This window comes from Paraburkholderia dioscoreae (assembly GCF_902459535.1).
In the GTDB taxonomy this organism is placed as follows: domain Bacteria; phylum Pseudomonadota; class Gammaproteobacteria; order Burkholderiales; family Burkholderiaceae; genus Paraburkholderia; species Paraburkholderia dioscoreae.
Genome location: NZ_LR699553.1, coordinates 2,222,819 through 2,240,748 on the forward strand (window position 1 = coordinate 2,222,819; position 17,930 = coordinate 2,240,748).

At 64.3% G+C, this 17,930-nt stretch carries 14 protein-coding genes; all 14 read right to left on the bottom strand.

Annotated elements, in window-relative coordinates:
- Window positions 1–103: 103 nt before the first annotated feature.
- Window positions 104–1,441 carry an LLM class flavin-dependent oxidoreductase gene (locus tag PDMSB3_RS09925; RefSeq protein WP_007181898.1) on the bottom strand — a complete coding sequence of 446 codons (1,338 nt, stop codon included), beginning with the start codon at window positions 1,439–1,441 and terminating at the stop codon, window positions 104–106.
- A 220-nt stretch (window positions 1,442–1,661) separates the two neighbouring features.
- Window positions 1,662–2,339, bottom strand: coding sequence for a hypothetical protein (locus tag PDMSB3_RS09930; protein WP_007181897.1), 678 nt, complete (start codon window positions 2,337–2,339; stop codon window positions 1,662–1,664).
- Complete coding sequence (locus PDMSB3_RS09935) at window positions 2,336–3,742, bottom strand: selenium-binding protein SBP56-related protein (RefSeq protein WP_165185997.1); 1,407 nt, start codon at window positions 3,740–3,742, stop codon at window positions 2,336–2,338. The genes PDMSB3_RS09930 and PDMSB3_RS09935 overlap by 4 nt, the downstream gene beginning before the upstream one ends.
- 189 nt (window positions 3,743–3,931) lie before the next feature.
- Window positions 3,932–4,810, bottom strand: coding sequence for an ABC transporter permease (locus PDMSB3_RS09940; protein WP_007181895.1), 879 nt, complete (start codon window positions 4,808–4,810; stop codon window positions 3,932–3,934).
- The gene (locus PDMSB3_RS09945; protein WP_007181894.1) at window positions 4,807–5,637 is read right to left on the bottom strand and encodes an ABC transporter ATP-binding protein; all 831 of its coding nucleotides are present in this window, start codon (window positions 5,635–5,637) and stop codon (window positions 4,807–4,809) included. Before PDMSB3_RS09945 ends, PDMSB3_RS09940 begins: the two co-directional genes overlap by 4 nt.
- Window positions 5,638–5,707: 70 nt before the next feature.
- A complete protein-coding gene (locus PDMSB3_RS09950) occupies window positions 5,708–6,760 on the bottom strand; it encodes an ABC transporter substrate-binding protein (RefSeq protein ID WP_007181893.1) in 1,053 nt (350 codons plus the stop codon).
- Between the two features lie 48 nt (window positions 6,761–6,808).
- Window positions 6,809–7,717 (bottom strand): TauD/TfdA dioxygenase family protein, encoded by a 909-nt coding sequence (locus PDMSB3_RS09955; RefSeq protein ID WP_007181892.1) that lies wholly within the window; start codon window positions 7,715–7,717, stop codon window positions 6,809–6,811.
- Between the two features lie 237 nt (window positions 7,718–7,954).
- On the bottom strand, window positions 7,955–11,050 hold the full coding sequence (locus tag PDMSB3_RS09960) for an enterotoxin A family protein (RefSeq protein WP_232064161.1): 3,096 nt from the start codon (window positions 11,048–11,050) through the stop codon (window positions 7,955–7,957).
- Window positions 11,051–11,585: 535 nt separating this feature from the next.
- On the bottom strand, window positions 11,586–12,164 hold the full coding sequence (locus PDMSB3_RS09965) for a c-type cytochrome (RefSeq protein WP_007181890.1): 579 nt from the start codon (window positions 12,162–12,164) through the stop codon (window positions 11,586–11,588).
- Complete coding sequence (gene soxC, locus PDMSB3_RS09970; protein ID WP_165185999.1) at window positions 12,157–13,434, bottom strand: sulfite dehydrogenase; 1,278 nt, start codon at window positions 13,432–13,434, stop codon at window positions 12,157–12,159. The genes PDMSB3_RS09965 and soxC overlap by 8 nt, the downstream gene beginning before the upstream one ends.
- 12 nt (window positions 13,435–13,446) lie before the next feature.
- Window positions 13,447–14,484 (bottom strand): ABC transporter substrate-binding protein, encoded by a 1,038-nt coding sequence (locus PDMSB3_RS09975; RefSeq protein WP_007181888.1) that lies wholly within the window; start codon window positions 14,482–14,484, stop codon window positions 13,447–13,449.
- A gap of 41 nt (window positions 14,485–14,525) precedes the next feature.
- Window positions 14,526–15,356 carry an ABC transporter ATP-binding protein gene (locus PDMSB3_RS09980; RefSeq protein WP_165186000.1) on the bottom strand — a complete coding sequence of 277 codons (831 nt, stop codon included), beginning with the start codon at window positions 15,354–15,356 and terminating at the stop codon, window positions 14,526–14,528.
- Complete coding sequence (locus tag PDMSB3_RS09985; protein ID WP_007181886.1) at window positions 15,350–16,411, bottom strand: ABC transporter permease; 1,062 nt, start codon at window positions 16,409–16,411, stop codon at window positions 15,350–15,352. The genes PDMSB3_RS09980 and PDMSB3_RS09985 overlap by 7 nt, the downstream gene beginning before the upstream one ends.
- Before the next feature lie 56 nt (window positions 16,412–16,467).
- Window positions 16,468–17,922: a SidA/IucD/PvdA family monooxygenase gene (locus PDMSB3_RS09990; RefSeq protein WP_165186001.1), complete on the bottom strand. Its 1,455-nt coding sequence runs from the start codon at window positions 17,920–17,922 to the stop codon at window positions 16,468–16,470.
- Between the last annotated feature and the right edge of the window lie 8 nt (window positions 17,923–17,930).

Consider the following 17,930-nt stretch of genomic DNA (forward strand, 5'->3'; position numbering starts at 1 on the left):
GTCGAGCCAGTTTAATCCGGCTTCGGCGCGGCTGCTTGCAAGCCCTCGGCGCGGGTGTGGTCGGCGCTGTTGTCGCTGCTGTGCCCGCCGCTATACCGCGCCGCTATCCGGCGCGATGCGCCGGCCGCCGCAAGCCGAGATTGTCGCGCAGCGTGCGGCCTTCGTAGTCCTCGCGGAACAGGCCGCGTCGGCGCAATTCGGGCAGCACCAGTTCGACGAAATCGGTCAAGCCGGTGGGCAGCAATGGCGGCATCACGTTGAAACCGTCCGCGCCGTAATTCAGGAAGCGTTCTTCCAGTTGATCGACGATCTGCGCCGGCGTGCCGACGAGTTGCCAATGACCACGCGCTCCCGCCACCCGCAAATAGAGCTGGCGGATCGTCAGATTCTCGCGGCGGGCCAACTCGATCGTCAGCACTTGCCGGCTCTTGCTCGCATTCGTTTCGGGCAGATCCGGAATCGGCCCGTCGAGCGGATAGCCGGACAGATCGAAGCCGCCGGTCAGTCCGGAGACGAGCGCGAGCCCCACCTTCGGGTCCACGAGCGACTGCAAGTGCTCGAACTTCTCCTTCGCTTCGTCCTCGGTGCGGCCCACGATCGGGAACACGCCGGGCATGATCTTCAGGTCGTCCGGACGGCGGCCATAGGCCTCCAGTCGGCCCTTCACATCGGCATAAAAATCGACGGCGTCCTGCAACGTCTGCTGCGCCGTGAAAATCACCTCGGCGGTCTTCGCGGCCAGATCCCGGCCGGCTTCGGACGACCCCGCCTGCACGACGACCGGATGCCCTTGAGGAGAACGGGCGACATTGAGCGGCCCCTTGACCTGGAAGAAACGTCCCTTGTGATGCAGCACATGGCGTTTGGCCGGGTCGAAGAAACGGCCTTCTGTCTTGTCGCGAACAAAGGCGTCGTCTTCCCAGCTGTCCCATAGCCCCGCCGTGACTTCAGCGAACTCGGCGGCACGCTCATAACGCTCGGCATGGTCGAAATGCCTGTCACGATTGAAGTTCTTCGCCTCATGCTCGCTTGACGAGGTGACCAGATTCCAGCCCGCGCGTCCCCCGCTAATATGATCGAGCGACGCGAACTTGCGCGCGATGTGATACGGCTCGTTGAAACTCGTCGAGGCCGTGCCGACCAGGCCGATGCGTTCCGTCACGGCGGCCAGCGCCGACAGCAAGGTGATCGGTTCGAACTGCGCCACATAGCTGTGCGCCGTGCGGCTGAGAAAGTCGACGTTGTCGCCACGCGTGCCCACGCCGTCGGCGAGAAAGACCAGATCGAACTTTGCAGCTTCCGCCGCCTGCGCGAGCTGGACGTAATGACGGAAATCGACACCGGCGTCCGCCCGTGCCTCGGAATGCCGCCACGCCGCAATATGATGCCCGGAAGGGTAAAGGAAAGCGCCGAGGCGCAAGTGCCCGCTACGTCTGCTCATGGAAGTCCGCGAATCAGGAATGGATGGGACGCGCCGCACCTGCCCGGCCGAACGCGCGCGGCACCGTGTCGGTTCGCCAAAGAGCAGCGCGGCATGCGGCCGGCGCTGACAGGCGAAGGCATGCGACCTGTCTGATTCTCGTTGTGTTCGCCGCCTTGCGCCACGAACAAATCGGCAGATCCATATTCGCCAATGCACTAACGAAAGCTGGCGGCCCCTGTTACCCTTCGCCCGCCATGAGAGCATTTATCGTCAGTGAAAGCACGCCGACCAGCACGAGACTCATCGCCCAGACAGTGTCCAGATTGAACCAGCTCCGCGCTACGAACCTGAGCCCCAGGTAGCGGTAGACCAACCATGCCAGCAGCCCGCCCACCACCATCATGGCGCACGCATGCACACCCGAGACCAGCAACGCCATGCCGAGATTGGCTTCGATCAGCGTTTGCGCGGCCCGGTGGCCTTGCTCGTCGTAGGCGCGGCAGAGGCCGAGATAGATCGGCACGAGCATCAGTCCGGCGCCGTGCGCGAGCGCAATGGTGAAGGACCAGAGCGTGAGCCGTGAGGGCGGAATCCGCCTGAGGATGCGCGGATGGCGTCTGCGGATCAGCAGGAATACGCCGAAGCCAATAACCAGCACGCTGGCGCCGATCTGGATCTGGCGCTGCCAGGCGAGCAGCATGGTTAGCATGGCGAACGGCAGCATCATCAGCAACACCGCCAGCATATGCCCCGCCGCGAGATAGACGAGCGCGCTGAACAGCGCCCGCGCCCGTCTTTCCATCAAACCGCCCGACACTGCGAGCGGCCATCCCATTGCCGGGTTGATGCCGTGATAAAGGCCGCTCGCGAGAATGGCCAGCCAAAGGCCGGTCTGCGACCAGCCTGCCCCGATCAAACGCCCACCGACGGGTAACAGAACGAATCGGTCGAGCAGTCCCCTCCTTCGAGCCGGATCTGATGCGCGCGGTATCCGTCGGGAAAGTCCACCCAGTAGTCGTCGGTCAGCTTGAGGCCGCCGCTGGGTTCGGCCCGCGCCATGACCTGTGCCGCGGGTACGCCGCCCGGGTAGAACTGGTTGTCCCAGGTCGAATAGAGCGAGTTGGTCCAGTAGACGCGCTTGCCGTCGCGGCTGATCTCGACCATCTGCGGGCCGCCCGCGAAGGTCTTGCCGCCCGGATGCGGCGTACGCCGCGCAATCCCGCCTATGTGAACCGATCCCGTGAGCTTCGGCTTGCGGGGTTCGGTCACGTCGTACTGGCGCATTTCGCCGGTTCCCCAACACGCGACGTACAGGAATTTGTCGTCGATGGAGAGATCGATATCGGTGACGAGCGGCGGCACCGCGCCGAAACCCTGAAGCAGCGGCGGCAGCAATTCCGTGGCTGCGGGCTCGGGCGGAATGGTCGCCGTTTTCTCGATGTGGAACTGGCCGCCCTCGCGCCACCATGTCCAGATCGAGCCTTCCAGATTCGTCGTATCGACCACGACGCCGACGAAGCCGTATTCCCGGCTGGGATCGTGCGCGGGCCGCACTTCGAGCGCCATCTGGTGGTTCGCGCCGAGGTCGATTGTCTGCACGTTGCGCCTGCCGCTCAGATCCCAGAAGTGGATGCGGTGCCCGTATTTGTTCGCCAGCAGATCCTCGGCGACGATCCCGTTCTCGAACTGCGGCGGCAACGCCCATTCGCTCGACACCATATAGTCGCGCGGCAGGTTCCACCAGAAATCGTAGTGTTTCTCCTGCAAGCCGCGGTCGATCTCCCAGCGGCCGAGCACTTCGAACGTTTCGCAGTCCATGATGAAAATGCCGGGCGGCCCGTCGGTGCCGTCTTTGCCTGCGCCGCCGAGCGTGCTGATGTAAATCCCTTCGGGTCCGCAATGCACGGTATGCGGGCGCGAGTAGCCCGTCTTGCGGAAGATTTCCTCCGGCTCGATGATCTTGTGAATGCGCGCCTGGGTGGGATGCGGATGCGTGTCCACAATGTAGATACGCGAAGAACGCATGCCCGGAATGATCAGGTAGCGCCGTTCGAGGAAAGCGTGGCCGGTCAGCGGCGACAGTGAGGACGAGCAGGCATTCCAGCCGAAATGATGGAATTCGTCGCCCTTGTACGGCACCGGCACGGTGTGAACCACCTGGCTGTAGGTCGGCGAACCGGGTTTCACGTCGATGACGGCAAGCGCGTCCGGCTGCGAAAAATCGGGGCTGAGAAGTACCGTATAGGCGTACTCTTCCGCCGGCGCATCCATCGCGAGTTTCGGTGATGCATGGAACGTAGGATCCGGACGCATACCCATGACGGGAGTCTCCTTGTCTGTCGGGTTCGGGGCCGTGGCACAGCTCTAGATTTGTAGTCCACGGTGGCGGCGAGAGCAACCGGGAGTTTCGCCAGTTTTTGTGCACTGCGCCTTTGCCGTAGCCGGGCGCCCTCTCACCATATCGTAGTCGCCAACACCGAATAGCGCTACAGGATCGTCGCTCAGCCGTTAGTGCTGCACGCCCCAGCGCCGGACGGTCACGCGCTCCAGCGTATCGAACACCAGATGCTCGATCAGCAAACCGATCACGATCACTGCGGCGAGACCCGCAAAAACGCGATCCGTATACAGTTCGTTGCGATTCTGGAAGATGTACCAGCCAAGGCCGCCACTACCGGAACTCGCGCCGAACACGAGTTCGGCCGCGATCAGCGTGCGCCAGGCAAATGCCCAGCCCACCCGTAAGCCCGCCAGAATCGCCGGCAACGCTGCCGGCACCAGAATCAGCAGCACATGGCGTATGCCGGTGAGCCCGTAGTTGCGGCCCGTCATGCGCAGCGTCGCCGGCACCGATTGAAAACCGGAGTAAGTGTTCAGCGCGAGCGGCCAGAGTACCGAATGGACCAGCACGAACAGCAGGCTGCCAGTGCCGAGACCAAACCAGAGCAGCGCGAGCGGCAACAGCGCAATGGACGGCAACGGGTTGAACATCGCCGTCAGCATCGACAGGACATCGCGGCCGAGGCGCGTCGACACGGCAAGCGACGTCAGCACGAACGCGAGCGCGGCGCCGAGCAGATAGCCGCGCAGCAGCACGGACATCGACACGGCCGTTTTTTGCAGCAGCTCGCCGGACCACACGCCTTGCACGAACGCGCTGAACGTGGCGCCGAAGGTGGGCAGCAGCAGATCGTTGTCGATTGCGCGCGCGGCGATTTCCCAGATGCCGATCAACACCAGCGCGATCAGCGTCTTGCGCACCCAGCCTTGCGCGAAAATCCGCTTGCCGAGCGGCAGCGGGGCTTCGAGAACGAGTTCGCCGAGCGGTTCGAGCGGACGCTCGTATTCTTCGCGAACCGGCGGCAGCAAGGTGGCGGGTGAGCTCATTGCGCGCCCTCCGTCTCTTCAAACAGCAGATGATGAATACGCGCGACGCTGCGCTGGAAATCGGTGCGCCCGAAACTGTCCTGAGAGTACTGATGGCTGTTGAGCTCCGCGCGCACACGGCCCGGATGCGGCGACAGCAACAGAATGCGGTTGCCGACCACGAGCGCTTCTTCAATGGAATGCGTGACGAACAGCAGCGTGAAGTTCACCTCTTCCCACAAGCGCAAAAGCTCTTCCTGCATCTTGCGGCGGGTGAGCGCATCGAGCGCGGCGAAGGGTTCGTCCATCAGCAGCACGCGCGGCTGCATCGCCAGCGCGCGGGCAATCGCGACACGCTGTTTCATGCCGCCCGACAATGTATGTGGATAGGCGTTGGCGAATGACGCAAGCCCCACCTTCTCCAGATAATGCAGCGCCCGCTCGTTGGCTTGCACGCGCGAAAGCTTCTTCGCGACACGCAGCGGAAAGGCGACGTTCTGCAGAACCGTCTTCCACGGCGGCAATTGATCGAATTCCTGGAACACCACGATACGGTCGGCCCCCGGGCCTCGCACAATCTGGCCGTCGAGCGAGATGCTGCCGGAGGTCGGCTCGATAAAGCCGGCCACGGCCTTGAGCAGGGTCGACTTGCCGCAACCCGACGGCCCCAGCAGCACGAAACGATCGCCGCCGTAGACGTCGAAACTCACGTCATGGGTCGCGCGAACGATCCGCTCACGTGTGCGGTATTCGAGGTTGACGTGTTCGACCGCGAGCAGTTTTCCGCTGGTCGCCGCAGCGGCTTCATTACCGTGGTTCGGAAACAGCGAGGCAGGATTGGCCACCATCAGATCGCTCCCTGTAAGCCGACCGCTCGGGCCGACAGGTATCCGGCAAAGCGCGGGTACACGTTCACGGTCAGCTTCCCGCCGCGGTTGCCGGGTCGTCGAAGAAGTAATCCTTCCAGGACTGCGGGTCGTTCCTGATCACACCCACGCGGTGCATGAACTGCGCAAGTCCGAGCGTGTTTTGCGGCGCGACCTTGAACTGCACTTGCGGATCCTTGATGACCTTCAGCAACAGGTTGCGGTCGATCTTCGACTGATTGGTGCGGATGTAGATGTCGGCTGCGGCGTCGGGATTCGCCGTGATGAAGCGCGCCGCGTCCGCCAGTGCATCGACGAATGCGCGGTAGGTCTTGGGATTGTTGTCGCGGAATTTCTCCGTCGCGTACAGCACGGTCGCCGAACTGGGTCCGCCGAGCACGTCGTATGAATTCAGCACGATGTGCGCCTTCGGATTGCCGGCGAGTTCCTGCTCCTGAAACGGCGGATTGCCGAAGTGTCCGGTAATTTCCGTGCCGCCCGCAATGATCGCCGCGGCCGCGTCGGGATGCGGCAGCGCCTGCGTGAACTTGTCGAGGCGGTTGTAATCCTTGTCGCCCCAGCGTTTCGCCGCCGCGTATTGCAGCACGCGCGATTGCACCGACACATTGACGGCCGGCACCGCAATGCGGTCCTTTTCGGTGAAGTCGGCGATCGTCCTGACGTCGGGATTGTTGCTGACGAGGTAATACGGCAGGTTGCCGAGCGACGCCACGCCTTTCACGTTCTGCTTGCCGCGCGTGCGGTCCCAGATGGTCAGCAACGGACCGACGCCCGCGCCGGCGATATCCACCGCGCCGGAGAGCAGCGCGTCGTTGACGGCGGCGCCGCCGGAGAGCTTCACCCAGTCGACCTTGATGTCGATGCCCTGCTTGCGCCCTTCTTTTTCGACGAACTGCTGGTCGCGCGCCACGTTCAGCAGCAGGTAGACCACGCCGAACTGTTCGGCCACGCGGATCTGCCCTTCGGCATGCGCGGGCACGGCCGCGCCGAGGCCGGCCACGCCCGTCGACAGGGTCAGCAGCGCCGCGGTCAGACGGCGAGCAAAAGACGACCGCGCAGCGGTCGGGCGAAACATGGCGAGCATCGGAACTCCGGTCAGCGTGTGAGAGAGGTAAAACGGACCACGTTGCCGTCAGAACGGCACGTCGCCTTCAATTGTCGTGCGGTACAGTTTGCGGCGCAGATGATCCGGCGTGCCGGCCGCGAGGTGCATCAATGAGCGGTTGTCCCAGAACACCATGTCGTGTTCGGCCCACTGATGCCGGTACAGATGCTCGGGCCGCACGCTATGCGCGAAAATTTCCTCGAGCAGCGACTGGCTCTCATCCTCCGGCAAGCCGATCACGCGGGTCGTGAAATGCTCGCTGACAAAGAGCGCCTTGCGCCCGGTCTCCGGATGCGTGCGGACGATCGGGTGCGTCACCGGCTTGACCTGGGCGATCTGCCCGGCGGTGAGATCCGGGCGCCACGGGCTGCGTTTTTGCAGCTCCGCGTATTTCGCGAGATACGTGTGTTCCGCCGAACGCCCTTCCACTGCGGCGCGCAAATGCGCCGGCAACGTGTCCCACGCCAGATGCATGTTGGCGAACAGCGTGTCGCCGCCTTCCGCAGGCAACTCCTGCGCATGCAGCAGTGAACCGAGGCTCGGCGTCTCCTTGTAGGACAGATCGGAGTGCCAGAAATGGCCGGCGTCGCCCAGACCGATCGGCTGGCCGTTCTCGACGATGTTCGAGACGACCAGCACCTCCGGATGGCCCGGCAACTGGAACTGGTGCAGCACGTGAATCTGCAGCGGACCGAAGCGGCGGCTGAAGGCGATCTGCTGATCCGGCGTGATGCGTTGATCGCGGAACACCAGCACGTGATGGTCCAGATGCGCACGGTGAATGCGCTCGAAATCGTCCTGGCTCAGCGGCCGGCCGAGATCGAGGCCGAGCACTTCCGCGCCGACGGGGCCGTCGAACGCGCGAATCCCGATGTGCTGGGCAGGGTTGGCAAGGCCAGCCTGGCTGGCGGCGGTAGATGCAAAGGCAGTCGTCACAGGACACTCGTCGTCGAATCTGGTCGGAAGACGCCAGCGGGGGCGCAGTCAGACGAATTTACCGGCGCGCGCGCGCTCCGGCAACGAAGCAAATCCGATACGGATATCTGCTGAAGTGATAAAGCCGATGCTTTAACGCGTTGCGGCCGCGGAGCGAGCGCCGCCGCCTCATGCGGCCGCCCTCGCCTACGCGCACGCAGGCGCCTGTCATGGCTGTCCCGCATGTCCTAGCGCCTTTCAGCCCTTGCCGCGCAAGTCATAATGGCTCTTGAGCATACGTTGCAGCAGCCGATTCCTCGTTTCATCCGCCTTGATCGCGTCCCAGGTAGCGTCGGGAATCCTGTATTGGGACGCGAGATCGGTCAGGCGTTGCGCGCGCACTTTGCGTGTCACCGGGTCGATGGTCGCGCGCCAGACGGGCGTGCCGTCGAGGTTGCGCACTTCGAGCTGATTCGGTCCGTGGGCAACGGCACAATATCCGTCTCTGAACAGCCATGCAATGTTGTTCTGCGCAAGCCATCTGGACGCCTTGCCGATCTCCGTCGCTGTCCATTTTCTGGCGTATTCGATAAATAGCTCCTGACGTTCGATGCCCGGCACTTGCGTGACGAATCGCGTTGTCCCTGGCGGTAACGCCGAATCGGGATTTCTTGCGAATTCGTAGAGCCTGAACCGGTTACCCGCCGAGTTGTTCAGGAAGGAGTGCAAGTTGACGGGCGGCGGTACGACCGCTTTCCCGTTGAAGCCGGTCAAGCTCCAGGCGGATCGACTACCGAGGTCTTCTCTCGACACATAGGGGTAGTACGAGTATTTGCCGACGCTGAGAAACTTGCGATCCTCCGCGTGAATGAGATGATTGCCGATTTTTTCAAAAACGCCATTGAGATTAGACGGATCGGACGGCACCGAGCCGGCGTAGAGGTAGCCGTTGTTTCCGACGCGAAGCACCCGCTTGTTGTCATTGGCGAGGTGAAAGCGGCCATCTTCGCCCATCACGAACTGGCTTGTATTCCCCGGAACATCGACCATGCCCGAATAATCGAAGCAGACATCGCCCTTGCTGTCGACGTAGAGCTTGGTTTGCCATCTGGAATCGCCGTACCCCCACATGGTCATCGGCCCGCGATAGTCGAGACCCGTGGCTTGCCGGTTCGCGAGATATTCGATCTTTGACCGTGCATGGTCGTAGAACTCGGCTTGTGTGCGATTCGGATCCTGGTTGAGCTGCGGGACGGCGGATTTGCCGTCGTATGAGACGCGCGACACAAACGGGCTGTGACGCTTGTCGCTCCAGCCCGAACTGTCGACTGGATAACGCGCCAGTTGCGGCTGGGCGCCGGCCGTTTGCGTCTGATCGTAGACGTCCCAGCGGTAATCCGGGTTGGGAAAGAACGGCTGCAGCCTGCCGTCTTTGATGCGTTGCCAACCCACGATCTGCGTGAAGTCGATATGCCCCATCGCCGCCTGTTCGTGGCGTTGCGGGTCGCGGGCGCCGGCGCCGAGACTTCCATTGACATCCACCATGTTCGGTGTCGGTGCGACACGGTAGATGTACCCGTCGCTCGAGCGGGACGTGAGTCGGTCCAACGCTGTGCTGCCGCGCTGGAAAGTGCCGAGATAACCCGCTGAGTCGACAACTGACGGATTCGAACTCAGGTCGAAATCGTGCATGTCGAGGCTCACGTCTTTCAGCGGCGTGTCCTCGACGTTGAAGCCGCCCTGCGCCTTCAGTGCTTCAGGCGTCACCGTCGAAGGGCGGAAGAGCACGGTGTGCGGAGATTGCTCCGGCGGGTCGGCGGATCGTTTCCGGACCTCGTCGCGAGGCAGCGCGAGCCTCTCCATGTCCGGCTCAGGCGGCAGAGCTATAGGCGGCACGGCTACGTGATGCGCTTGCGCGATATCGGCTAACGTGACGTTGTTGATGGGCGATTCTCTCGCAACAGCGAATTCGGCCTGGCTGGCGCCGCGCACGGGCCGGCTTCGGTTCAGATTGGCGAACCACGTGGTCGCCGCGTGGTCAGTGCCGCCCTCCTCCGTATGCTCCGTGCCGTACCGGCTGCTGATTGCGGACGACATATCGGCAAAATTCCGATAACTGAAAACACCGACTGCCGGATCGTAGATCTGGTACGCGTCATTCAGATAATTTGCCGATGGCTTGACTCTTTGCACGATTACCGGGGGATCCGCTGGGCCGACGTTGTCTTGTGGACGGGCACCCTCCCCGTCAACCGGACTGCCGCGGGACGTGAACCGGATTTCCACGAAGTCGCCGTCGTAGCCCCGCAGGCTGTTGTCGCGAACATAAGGATGTCCAAAGTGCTGGTTGAGTTCGTCGGCCAACCCGGAGGCGCTTCGAATATGGCTTTGGCCTTCATGTCTGATACGGTTCGGCACATTCGAGACCACCGAATGCCGGTTCGCGATCTGCAGGCGGTGGAGCTCGTCGACTGTGGCTTGCCTCGTCGGCGGATTGCGCAGCCGCGCTCTGAGATCGGCTGTCGCGCTTGCCAGGTCTGTCGAATATCCACCGGCGATAGTCGCAAGCGCGTCGGCGGCCATGCCGCTAGCGGAGCCGGCCAGCGCGCGCGGTTGCCCCGCGGCCGCGGAGAGGACGCCTTGAGAGAGCCCGTTCGCGTCGACCGCGGTGCGTGCATACAGGCCGTGACGATAGAGTTCTGGTGGGGGTTCTGGAAGCCATGGCGCCGGGGGTGCCTGCGTTGCACGCGCTCGCGGCTGCCCCCGAGCATAGATCTGGATGCTGTCGGGCACGACCTGAAGACCCGTTTCGCTGTACGCGGTGTCCAGATACCCTCTCAGTGCATGCGCCATGTCGGCCTCGTCGCGATACACGAATGCGCCGGTGTTCGGATCGAAGACCACGTAATCGCCGCTGACTCGCCTTTGTATCAGCAGCGCGTGGCCGTGTTGCCAGGAGTTGTCGACCGGGGATGTCATACCGAGCAGCAGGTACGCCATGTCGCCCGGTTGGAGCCAATCATGCAGACGGGTCATCAAGCTTGCGATGCGCTGGTTGCGGTCCTGCGTTTCGGTGAATGGGTCGGCGTTGCGCTGCTCATACCGTCCGAGCGCGAACGGCGTCAATCTGTCCTGAAACCGGTCGATCCGGTCGAACATCTCCCGGCTGGCGGGAGCGCGGGAGTCCGCGTCGATCAACATCTGGTTGACGGCGGATGGCAGGTCCACGGTGTTCCCGCCATCGTCGCGGTCGATGCGGCTCATCGCTTCGCGAACGAGGCCATTGCAGGCTCCCTTACCTTGTGGCCCGCGCGTGCGCCGGCGATCGTTCTGATCGAACTTCTGATAAGACACGGCCGTTTCTTTCAATGCTTCGCCGCCGCGACATTCGCGGAACTCGGACTGCGTGCCGCAGGTGCCGAGTACGCCGCCGCGTCGAACGCGGGAAAGGGTCGACGCTGGTGCGGCGTATGTGCCGGCGTTTGCGGAGTGACCCGCGACGCGTGCGGGCGAACCATTGTGCGGCTGCACCGCCGTATTTGTGCGCGACGAATCATGGCCCGGTTGGCCGCGTGGTTCCACTGGGTACGACGATGCATAGGTGCGGCTGATTTCCATACGGTTCTCCCACGAGAAGGAACACGATAAATGTGCCGCGGCGATGAAAGTCCACGATTGCGCCTTCCGTACGGACAGCGGTGGTGGACGGCACAGGTCGAGTGTCGGGGAGCCTGCTTCACGTGGGGAACTGAATAACTGCTACAACGAGAACCGACGTTAGCGTGCCGGGTCGTTGCAAATGTCGCGGTACGGCGTGGGACTGTCGCTCTTCTCCACACGCGCCGCTAACTGGGGACACCAACTCCGCCCGTTATCCGGCGCGAACCGGTCACAATTGCCCCGGACGGGGATCAGCCACGAAGCCGCCGCGATTGGGCATGACCACGCGTGGCAGAGACGCAGCGTCGAGCCGCGTATTCGCCGGCACGATGCCGTTCTGGTTGAGCAGAAACGCGCTCACCGCATACACCTCGTCGGCAGAGAGCGACTCGGGGGCGTTGTACGGCATTGCGCGGCGGATATAGTCGAAGAGCGTCGTCGCATAGGGCCAGTAGCTGCCCACGGTGCGCTTCGGCTTCGCGCTCGCAAGCGAGCCCTGGCCGCCCACCAGCGGGTCGCCGAGACCGCCCTGGCCCTGCGCGCCGTGACACGCGGCGCACTTCGCGGCGAACAGGTGCGCGCCGGTCGCGACGTCGCCGCTGCCCGCGGGCAGGCCGCGGCCATCCGGTGCGACGTCGATGTTCCACGCGGCGAGATCCTGATCGGTGAGCGGTGTGCCGATATCATGAGCCGCGCCGGCATTCCGTGCGATCGGCGTGGTCGATGCACAGGACGCCAGCGCCGCCAGCGACAGCAACACGGCCAACGCCATGCGCGCCGGCGCAGGTTTGCGGTGGCCGTCACGCATTGCGCACCTCGCCGCTCTCGTCCACGCGCCATTGCTGGATTGCGTTGTAGTGGTATTGCGAATTCAGGCCGCGCGCGGCGACGAGTTCGGCGCGTGTCGGCTGCAGATAGCCGGTCGAATCCGTGGCACGCGAGAGGATGGCGGCAGCACCGCCGTCCCAGCGCCAGTCCGCTTCGAAACGCGTGAGCGCGCGATCATGAATCGCGCCGACCAGACGCGCGGCACGCCACGTTGCGCCGCCATCGGTCGAGACCTCGACCTTGCGGATCGTGCCGCGTCCGGACCACGCAAGACCGGTAATCGGGTAATAACCCTGCGTGGTGAGCCGATGGCCTGGCGACGGCCGCGTAATCACCGACTTCGCATCCATCTCGAAGGCGAACTGACGCGCCTTGCCGTTCGCAAGCAGGCTCGTGTACTTCGAGGTTTCCTCGCGCGTTTGCAATGGCGCGTCGACCACTTTCAGCCGGCGCAGCCACTTGACGTTGGTATTGCCCTCGAAGCCGGGAACGATCAGCCGCAGCGGATAACCGTTCTCCGGGCGCAGGCGCTCGCCGTTTTGCGCATAGACCACGAGTGCCAGGTCGAGGATGCGATCGAGCGGCAGGCTGCGCGTCATCGCGGCGGCGTCGGCGCCCTCCGCGAGCAACCAGCCGCCGCCGGCTGCGTTACCGGACACCGAAACGCCGCCCACCTCTTCCAGCAAAGTGGATAAGCGCACGCCGGTCCATTCGCAGCACGACAGCAGACCGTGCGTGAGTTGCAACGGCATGCCGCTCGGACCATTCCATTCGTTGCCGGTATTACCGGAGCATTCGAGAAAATGAATCCGCGATTCGGACGGCAGGCGCAGCAGGTCGTCGAGCGTGAACAGTTTCGGCGCGCGTACGAGGCCATGAATCGCCAGCCGGTGCTGATCGGGATCGATGTCGGGCACGCCGCCATGATGGCGCTCATAGACCAGACCGTTGGGCGTGAGCGTGCCGTGCAGATCCGCGAGCGGCGTCATCGACGAAGCCGCGCCGGGCAGCGGCCACGCTCGCGCGCTGCGCCGCACGACGTCCGCTTCGTGCGGCGAAGGCACGCCATAAGGATGCTCGAGAATAGGCGCGCCAGGCACGCGGCTCGAAGGTGCGACGTCGAGCGGCTTGAGCAGTTCGCTCGCCGCCGCGGCATGCGAAACGGCAAGGCCGCCGGCCGCCAGACGGCCGAGCAATCGACGGCGGCCGCGCGAGGGCGGCGTGTCGGGCTTTGAAATACGTAACGGCATCACGCCTCGCCGTCAAGCCAGCACATTCGAGAACACCCGGTCCGCGAGGCGATTCGAATCGGTGCCGCTATTCAGCACGCCGACCGCTTTCAGGTCATCGGCATAGAGCGAAATCTCTTTCTTGAACGCGTCGCCGACCGGATGATGGTGATCGGTGTGGCTCTTGAGCATTGCGGTCAGTTGGCCCACGTCGGCGGACGGCGTATAGACCGAGAAAATCGCGGCCGCGTCCGCGGGATGATTCGCGGTCCACTCGGTGGCTTCGAGCAGCGCCTGGGTCAAGGCCTGCGCGGTGGCGCGATCCTTTCGCACCAGCGAGCCGCGCACGCCGAGCACGCAGCACGCGCGCGTCTGGTATTCGCCGCACAGATTGTTCGACACTTCGTAGAGATGGTCGGACTCGCGGATCGTCCAGATGGTCGGGTCGCCGTCCGCGATGGCCTGCACTTCGCCCTTCTTCAGCGCCTCGCCCAGCAGATTGGCCGGATACTGGCGCCAGTTCACGTCGCGATCCGGATCCACGCCGATTTTCTTCAGCACGATGGCAAAGAAATTCTTGGTCGGACTCGCCATATCGCTGACGCCGATCGTGCGGCCCTTCAGCCCCGCCACATCGACGATGCCCGAGGCCCGCGTGGCCAGCAAACGCATACAGCCGCCGTGAATCCCGGCGGTCAGTTTCACGTCGAAGCCCTGCTCCAGCGGTTTGATCCAGCGCAGCGCCATGCCGACGCCCGCGTCGGACTTGCCGGTGGCGATCGCTTCCAGCAACTGGTCGGTCGAGCCGGAAAAATTCACGAGTTCGACCTGCAAGCCGTGACGTTCGAAAAAACCCTGCTTGACCGCTACGGCCACGGGTGCGGTACAGATCGCGCCTGCATTCCACGAGAGCTTGAGCGGCTTGAGCGGAGCCTGCGGCGTTTGCGCAAAGGTCAGCGGGCCGGGCATCAGTATCGTGCCGCCCAGCGCCGCGGCGCCCGCGCTCCAGGCCGTCTTGCGCAACCATGCGCGGCGCGCCGGGTTCGGCGGAGCTTGATCGTACGGATTCATGGTGGGTCTTCCTCAGGTCGTCTATCGATTGTTCTGTTCGTTCAGGTATCCAGACCAAGTTGGGCGAGCACCTCGCGGCGCAGGGCTACCAGCTTCGGGTCGTCGCGATGGCGCGGATACGGCGCGTCGTTGCGGACTTCGGCGATCACCCGCGCCGGCCGCTCGCTGAAGACGATCACGCGGTTCGCCAGCAGCAGCGCCTCTTCCACGTCGTGCGTCACCAGCAGCACGGAGAACCGCGCGTCCTGCCAGAGTCGCGCCAGTTCGTTCTGCATGCGGATGCGCGTCAGGGAATCGAGCTTACCGAACGGCTCGTCCAGCACCAGCAGCGCCGGATCGTTGACGAGCGCGCGGGCCAGCGCCACGCGCTGCGCCATGCCGCCGGACAACTGATGCGGAAACGCTTCGGCGAATTCGGTCAGGCCGACCAGTTCCAGCGCGGCATCGATGCGCTGCTGCACCCGTGCGTCCTGCGCAGCGCCGCGCCGGGCAAAGCCTCTGCGCTGCGCCTGCGGCCCGACACCGACATTGCCGCGCACCGTGCGCCACGGGTACAAGGTCGGATCCTGGAACACCACCACGCGCGACGGATCGGGGCCCGTGATCGCGGCGCCGTCGGCCTGCACGCCGCCCTGCGTCGGCGTATCGAGCCCGGCCACCAGCCGCAGCAAGGTGGACTTGCCGCAGCCGCTCGGGCCGAGCAGCGCGACGAACTCGCCCGGCTCGACGGCGAAACTGACGTCCTGCAGAACGGGCAACGCGGCGCCGCGCAGCGCGAAACGATGGCTCACGTGACGCACGTCGATACGCGCGCCGTCGCGAACGGGCGCCGCGGCGGCCGGCTGATTCAATACCTCGGGTACGGCTACCATTTGAGCAGTCCTTTTTGCCAGGCCAGCAGGCGGTCACGCACGCGAAACAGCAACGTGATCAGACCGGAGCACATCAGCGCCATCACCAGCAGCGCGGCGTACATATTCGAATACGCCGCCCAGCCTTGCGCCCATTGCAGATACCAGCCGAGCCCCGCTTTCACGCCCATCATCTCGGCGACGATCAGCACCGAGAACGACGCGCCGAGCCCCATGAACAGCCCGACGAACACCGAGGGCAACGCGGCCGGAATCGCGACGCGCAGGATCAGGAAAGACGGTCTCGCGCCGAGCGTGCGCGCAATGTCGTAGTACGCGGAGTTGACGCCGGCCACGCCCGACCATGTCAGCACGGCGACCGGAAACGCGGTCGCCAGCGCGATCAGGAACACGCTCGCGCTAAAGCTGGACGGAAAGAAGAAGAACGCAAGCGGCAACCACGCGGTGGCCGGCAGCGGGCCGATCAGCCGCAGAACCGGATGCACCCAGTAACTGACGGCCTGCGACCAGCCGATGCTCACGCCGATCGCAAAACCCGCAATCGCGCCCAGCAGGTAGCCGTAAGCCAGCAGGCCGAACGAATGCACGACGCTCGTGCCGAGCCGCGGATAGTCTTCGGCATAGACGCCGATCAGCGCTTGCGGCGGCGCGAAGAAGGGTCGGGGCAGCCATTCGAGTTGTGCCGTGACCGCTTCCCAGACGCTGACGCCGAGCGCCAGCGCGAGCAGCCAGGGCATAGCGGCGAGCCATGCACTGATGCGCGTGGCCGTCACCGCCTTACGGTTTGACGGATCGCGCCGTCCCGCCACCGCCGTCGCAACCGCGAAGGCCGCCAGCACCAGCTTGAGCGCGATGAATGTTTTCGTGTACGGCCAGTCGTCGAGACTCGGCCACCACTGGGTCAGTGCCGCGCTGGCCAGCCACGCGAGCGCGGCGAGCCATGCGATCGGCACGCCGCGCGGGAGGCCGCGCCGTGTCGCGCGGTGCCCGGCATTGCCGGAATCCCCGTCGACGGCCGCACCTCGCGTCGCAATCGATTCGAACTGGGTGGACATAGCGTTCCAGCCTCCTGCATTGTTGAATTAGCGTTCGCGCACGCCGAAGCGCGATTTCACGCGATATCGACGTCGACGCCCTCGCGCTGCCAGACGCTGCGCGCATAGATCGAATCGTCGAAATCCGCGCCGATGTCGTCGTTAAACCGTGCTTCATGCGCGTCCAGATCGGCGAGAAACAGATCGCGGCTGATTCGCTGCACCACGGCGGGAATGTCGCGCTTCATGCTTGGCACGTCGCCGACCGGCAAGCCGAAACTGACGAACGCCGCCGGGTTGTAGACGTGGATATGCTTCAGATACGGCGCTGCGCCCTCCACCTTCTCCAGGTATTCGAGCCCCGCGCCGAGATAGGGATGCGAACCCAGCGCTTCGTCGCTGTCAGCCTCGTTGGGGACGTACTGATCGCGCCAGAGCCGGATATGCGCGGCGAACTCCGCGAGCTCCGGGCGCAGCGCCGGATCCACCACATAACCCGTGCCGGCAATCACAAAATCGAATGCAAACGGTTCGCCCGCCACGCGGGTTTCGACGTGTTTGTCTCGCACAGCGGCTTGGGTCCACGGCGCGCCGAGATGCAGATGAAAGTTCGGAAAACGCGTGACGCGCTCCACGGCGTCGGCAGGCGGCGTCGAGCCGGCCTCGCGGAAGCGCCGAGCCTGCGACCAGCGAATCGCGTCGGGCAACTGGAAATAGTTGTCGTACGCGCCGGGATAGGCGCGCGTACGCGTTACCGGCACCGACGCGATACGCTCGCGCCGCGCGAACAGATGCACCTGCTCCGCGCCGGCTTCGAGCGCCGTTGCGGCCGCGTCGAATGCGGACGAGGCCGCGCCGATCACCGCCACGGATTTGCCGCGCAGCGCCGCGAAATCGATCGCTTGCGAGGTGTGGGCAAAGAGTGCCGGCGGCAGGTCTTTCAGCACCGCGGGAAGATTCGGCCCGCCGTTGCCCGCCACGCCGTTGCTGAGCACGATCTTGCGCGCCGTCTCCACCACGCCGCGGACCGAGGCGCCTTCGCGCACTTCCAGATGCAGACGGAAATGCTCGCCCACCGGCTCGATTCGCGTCAGACGTGTGCCGTAGCGAATCGGGATGTCGAGGAAATGCCGGTACCACGCAAGATATTCCGCCCAGCGTGTGCGTGGAATCCGGTCGATCTGCGCATACGAAGCGGCGCCGAAGCGCGCTTCGTACCACGCCTGAAAGCTCAGACCCGGCAGACCCGCTTCGGGGCCCACCAATGTTTTCGGCGTACGCAGCTTGTTCATGCGCGCGCGATTCAACCAGATGCCTGCCTGACTTTCGTCGGGCGCGGCGTCGATCACGCTGACCTGACCGATGCCGGCACGCCGCAGCGCGAAAGCAAACGCCGCCCCGGTCTGTCCACCGCCGATGATCGCCACGTTATGATCGATGCCGTCACGCGGCGGCACCCAGTTGTCGGGCGCGGGGCCGATCAGCCGCAATGTGTCGAGCGCATGCTGGTCGGGATGGGTGAATTCCGTCATGGTGTCGA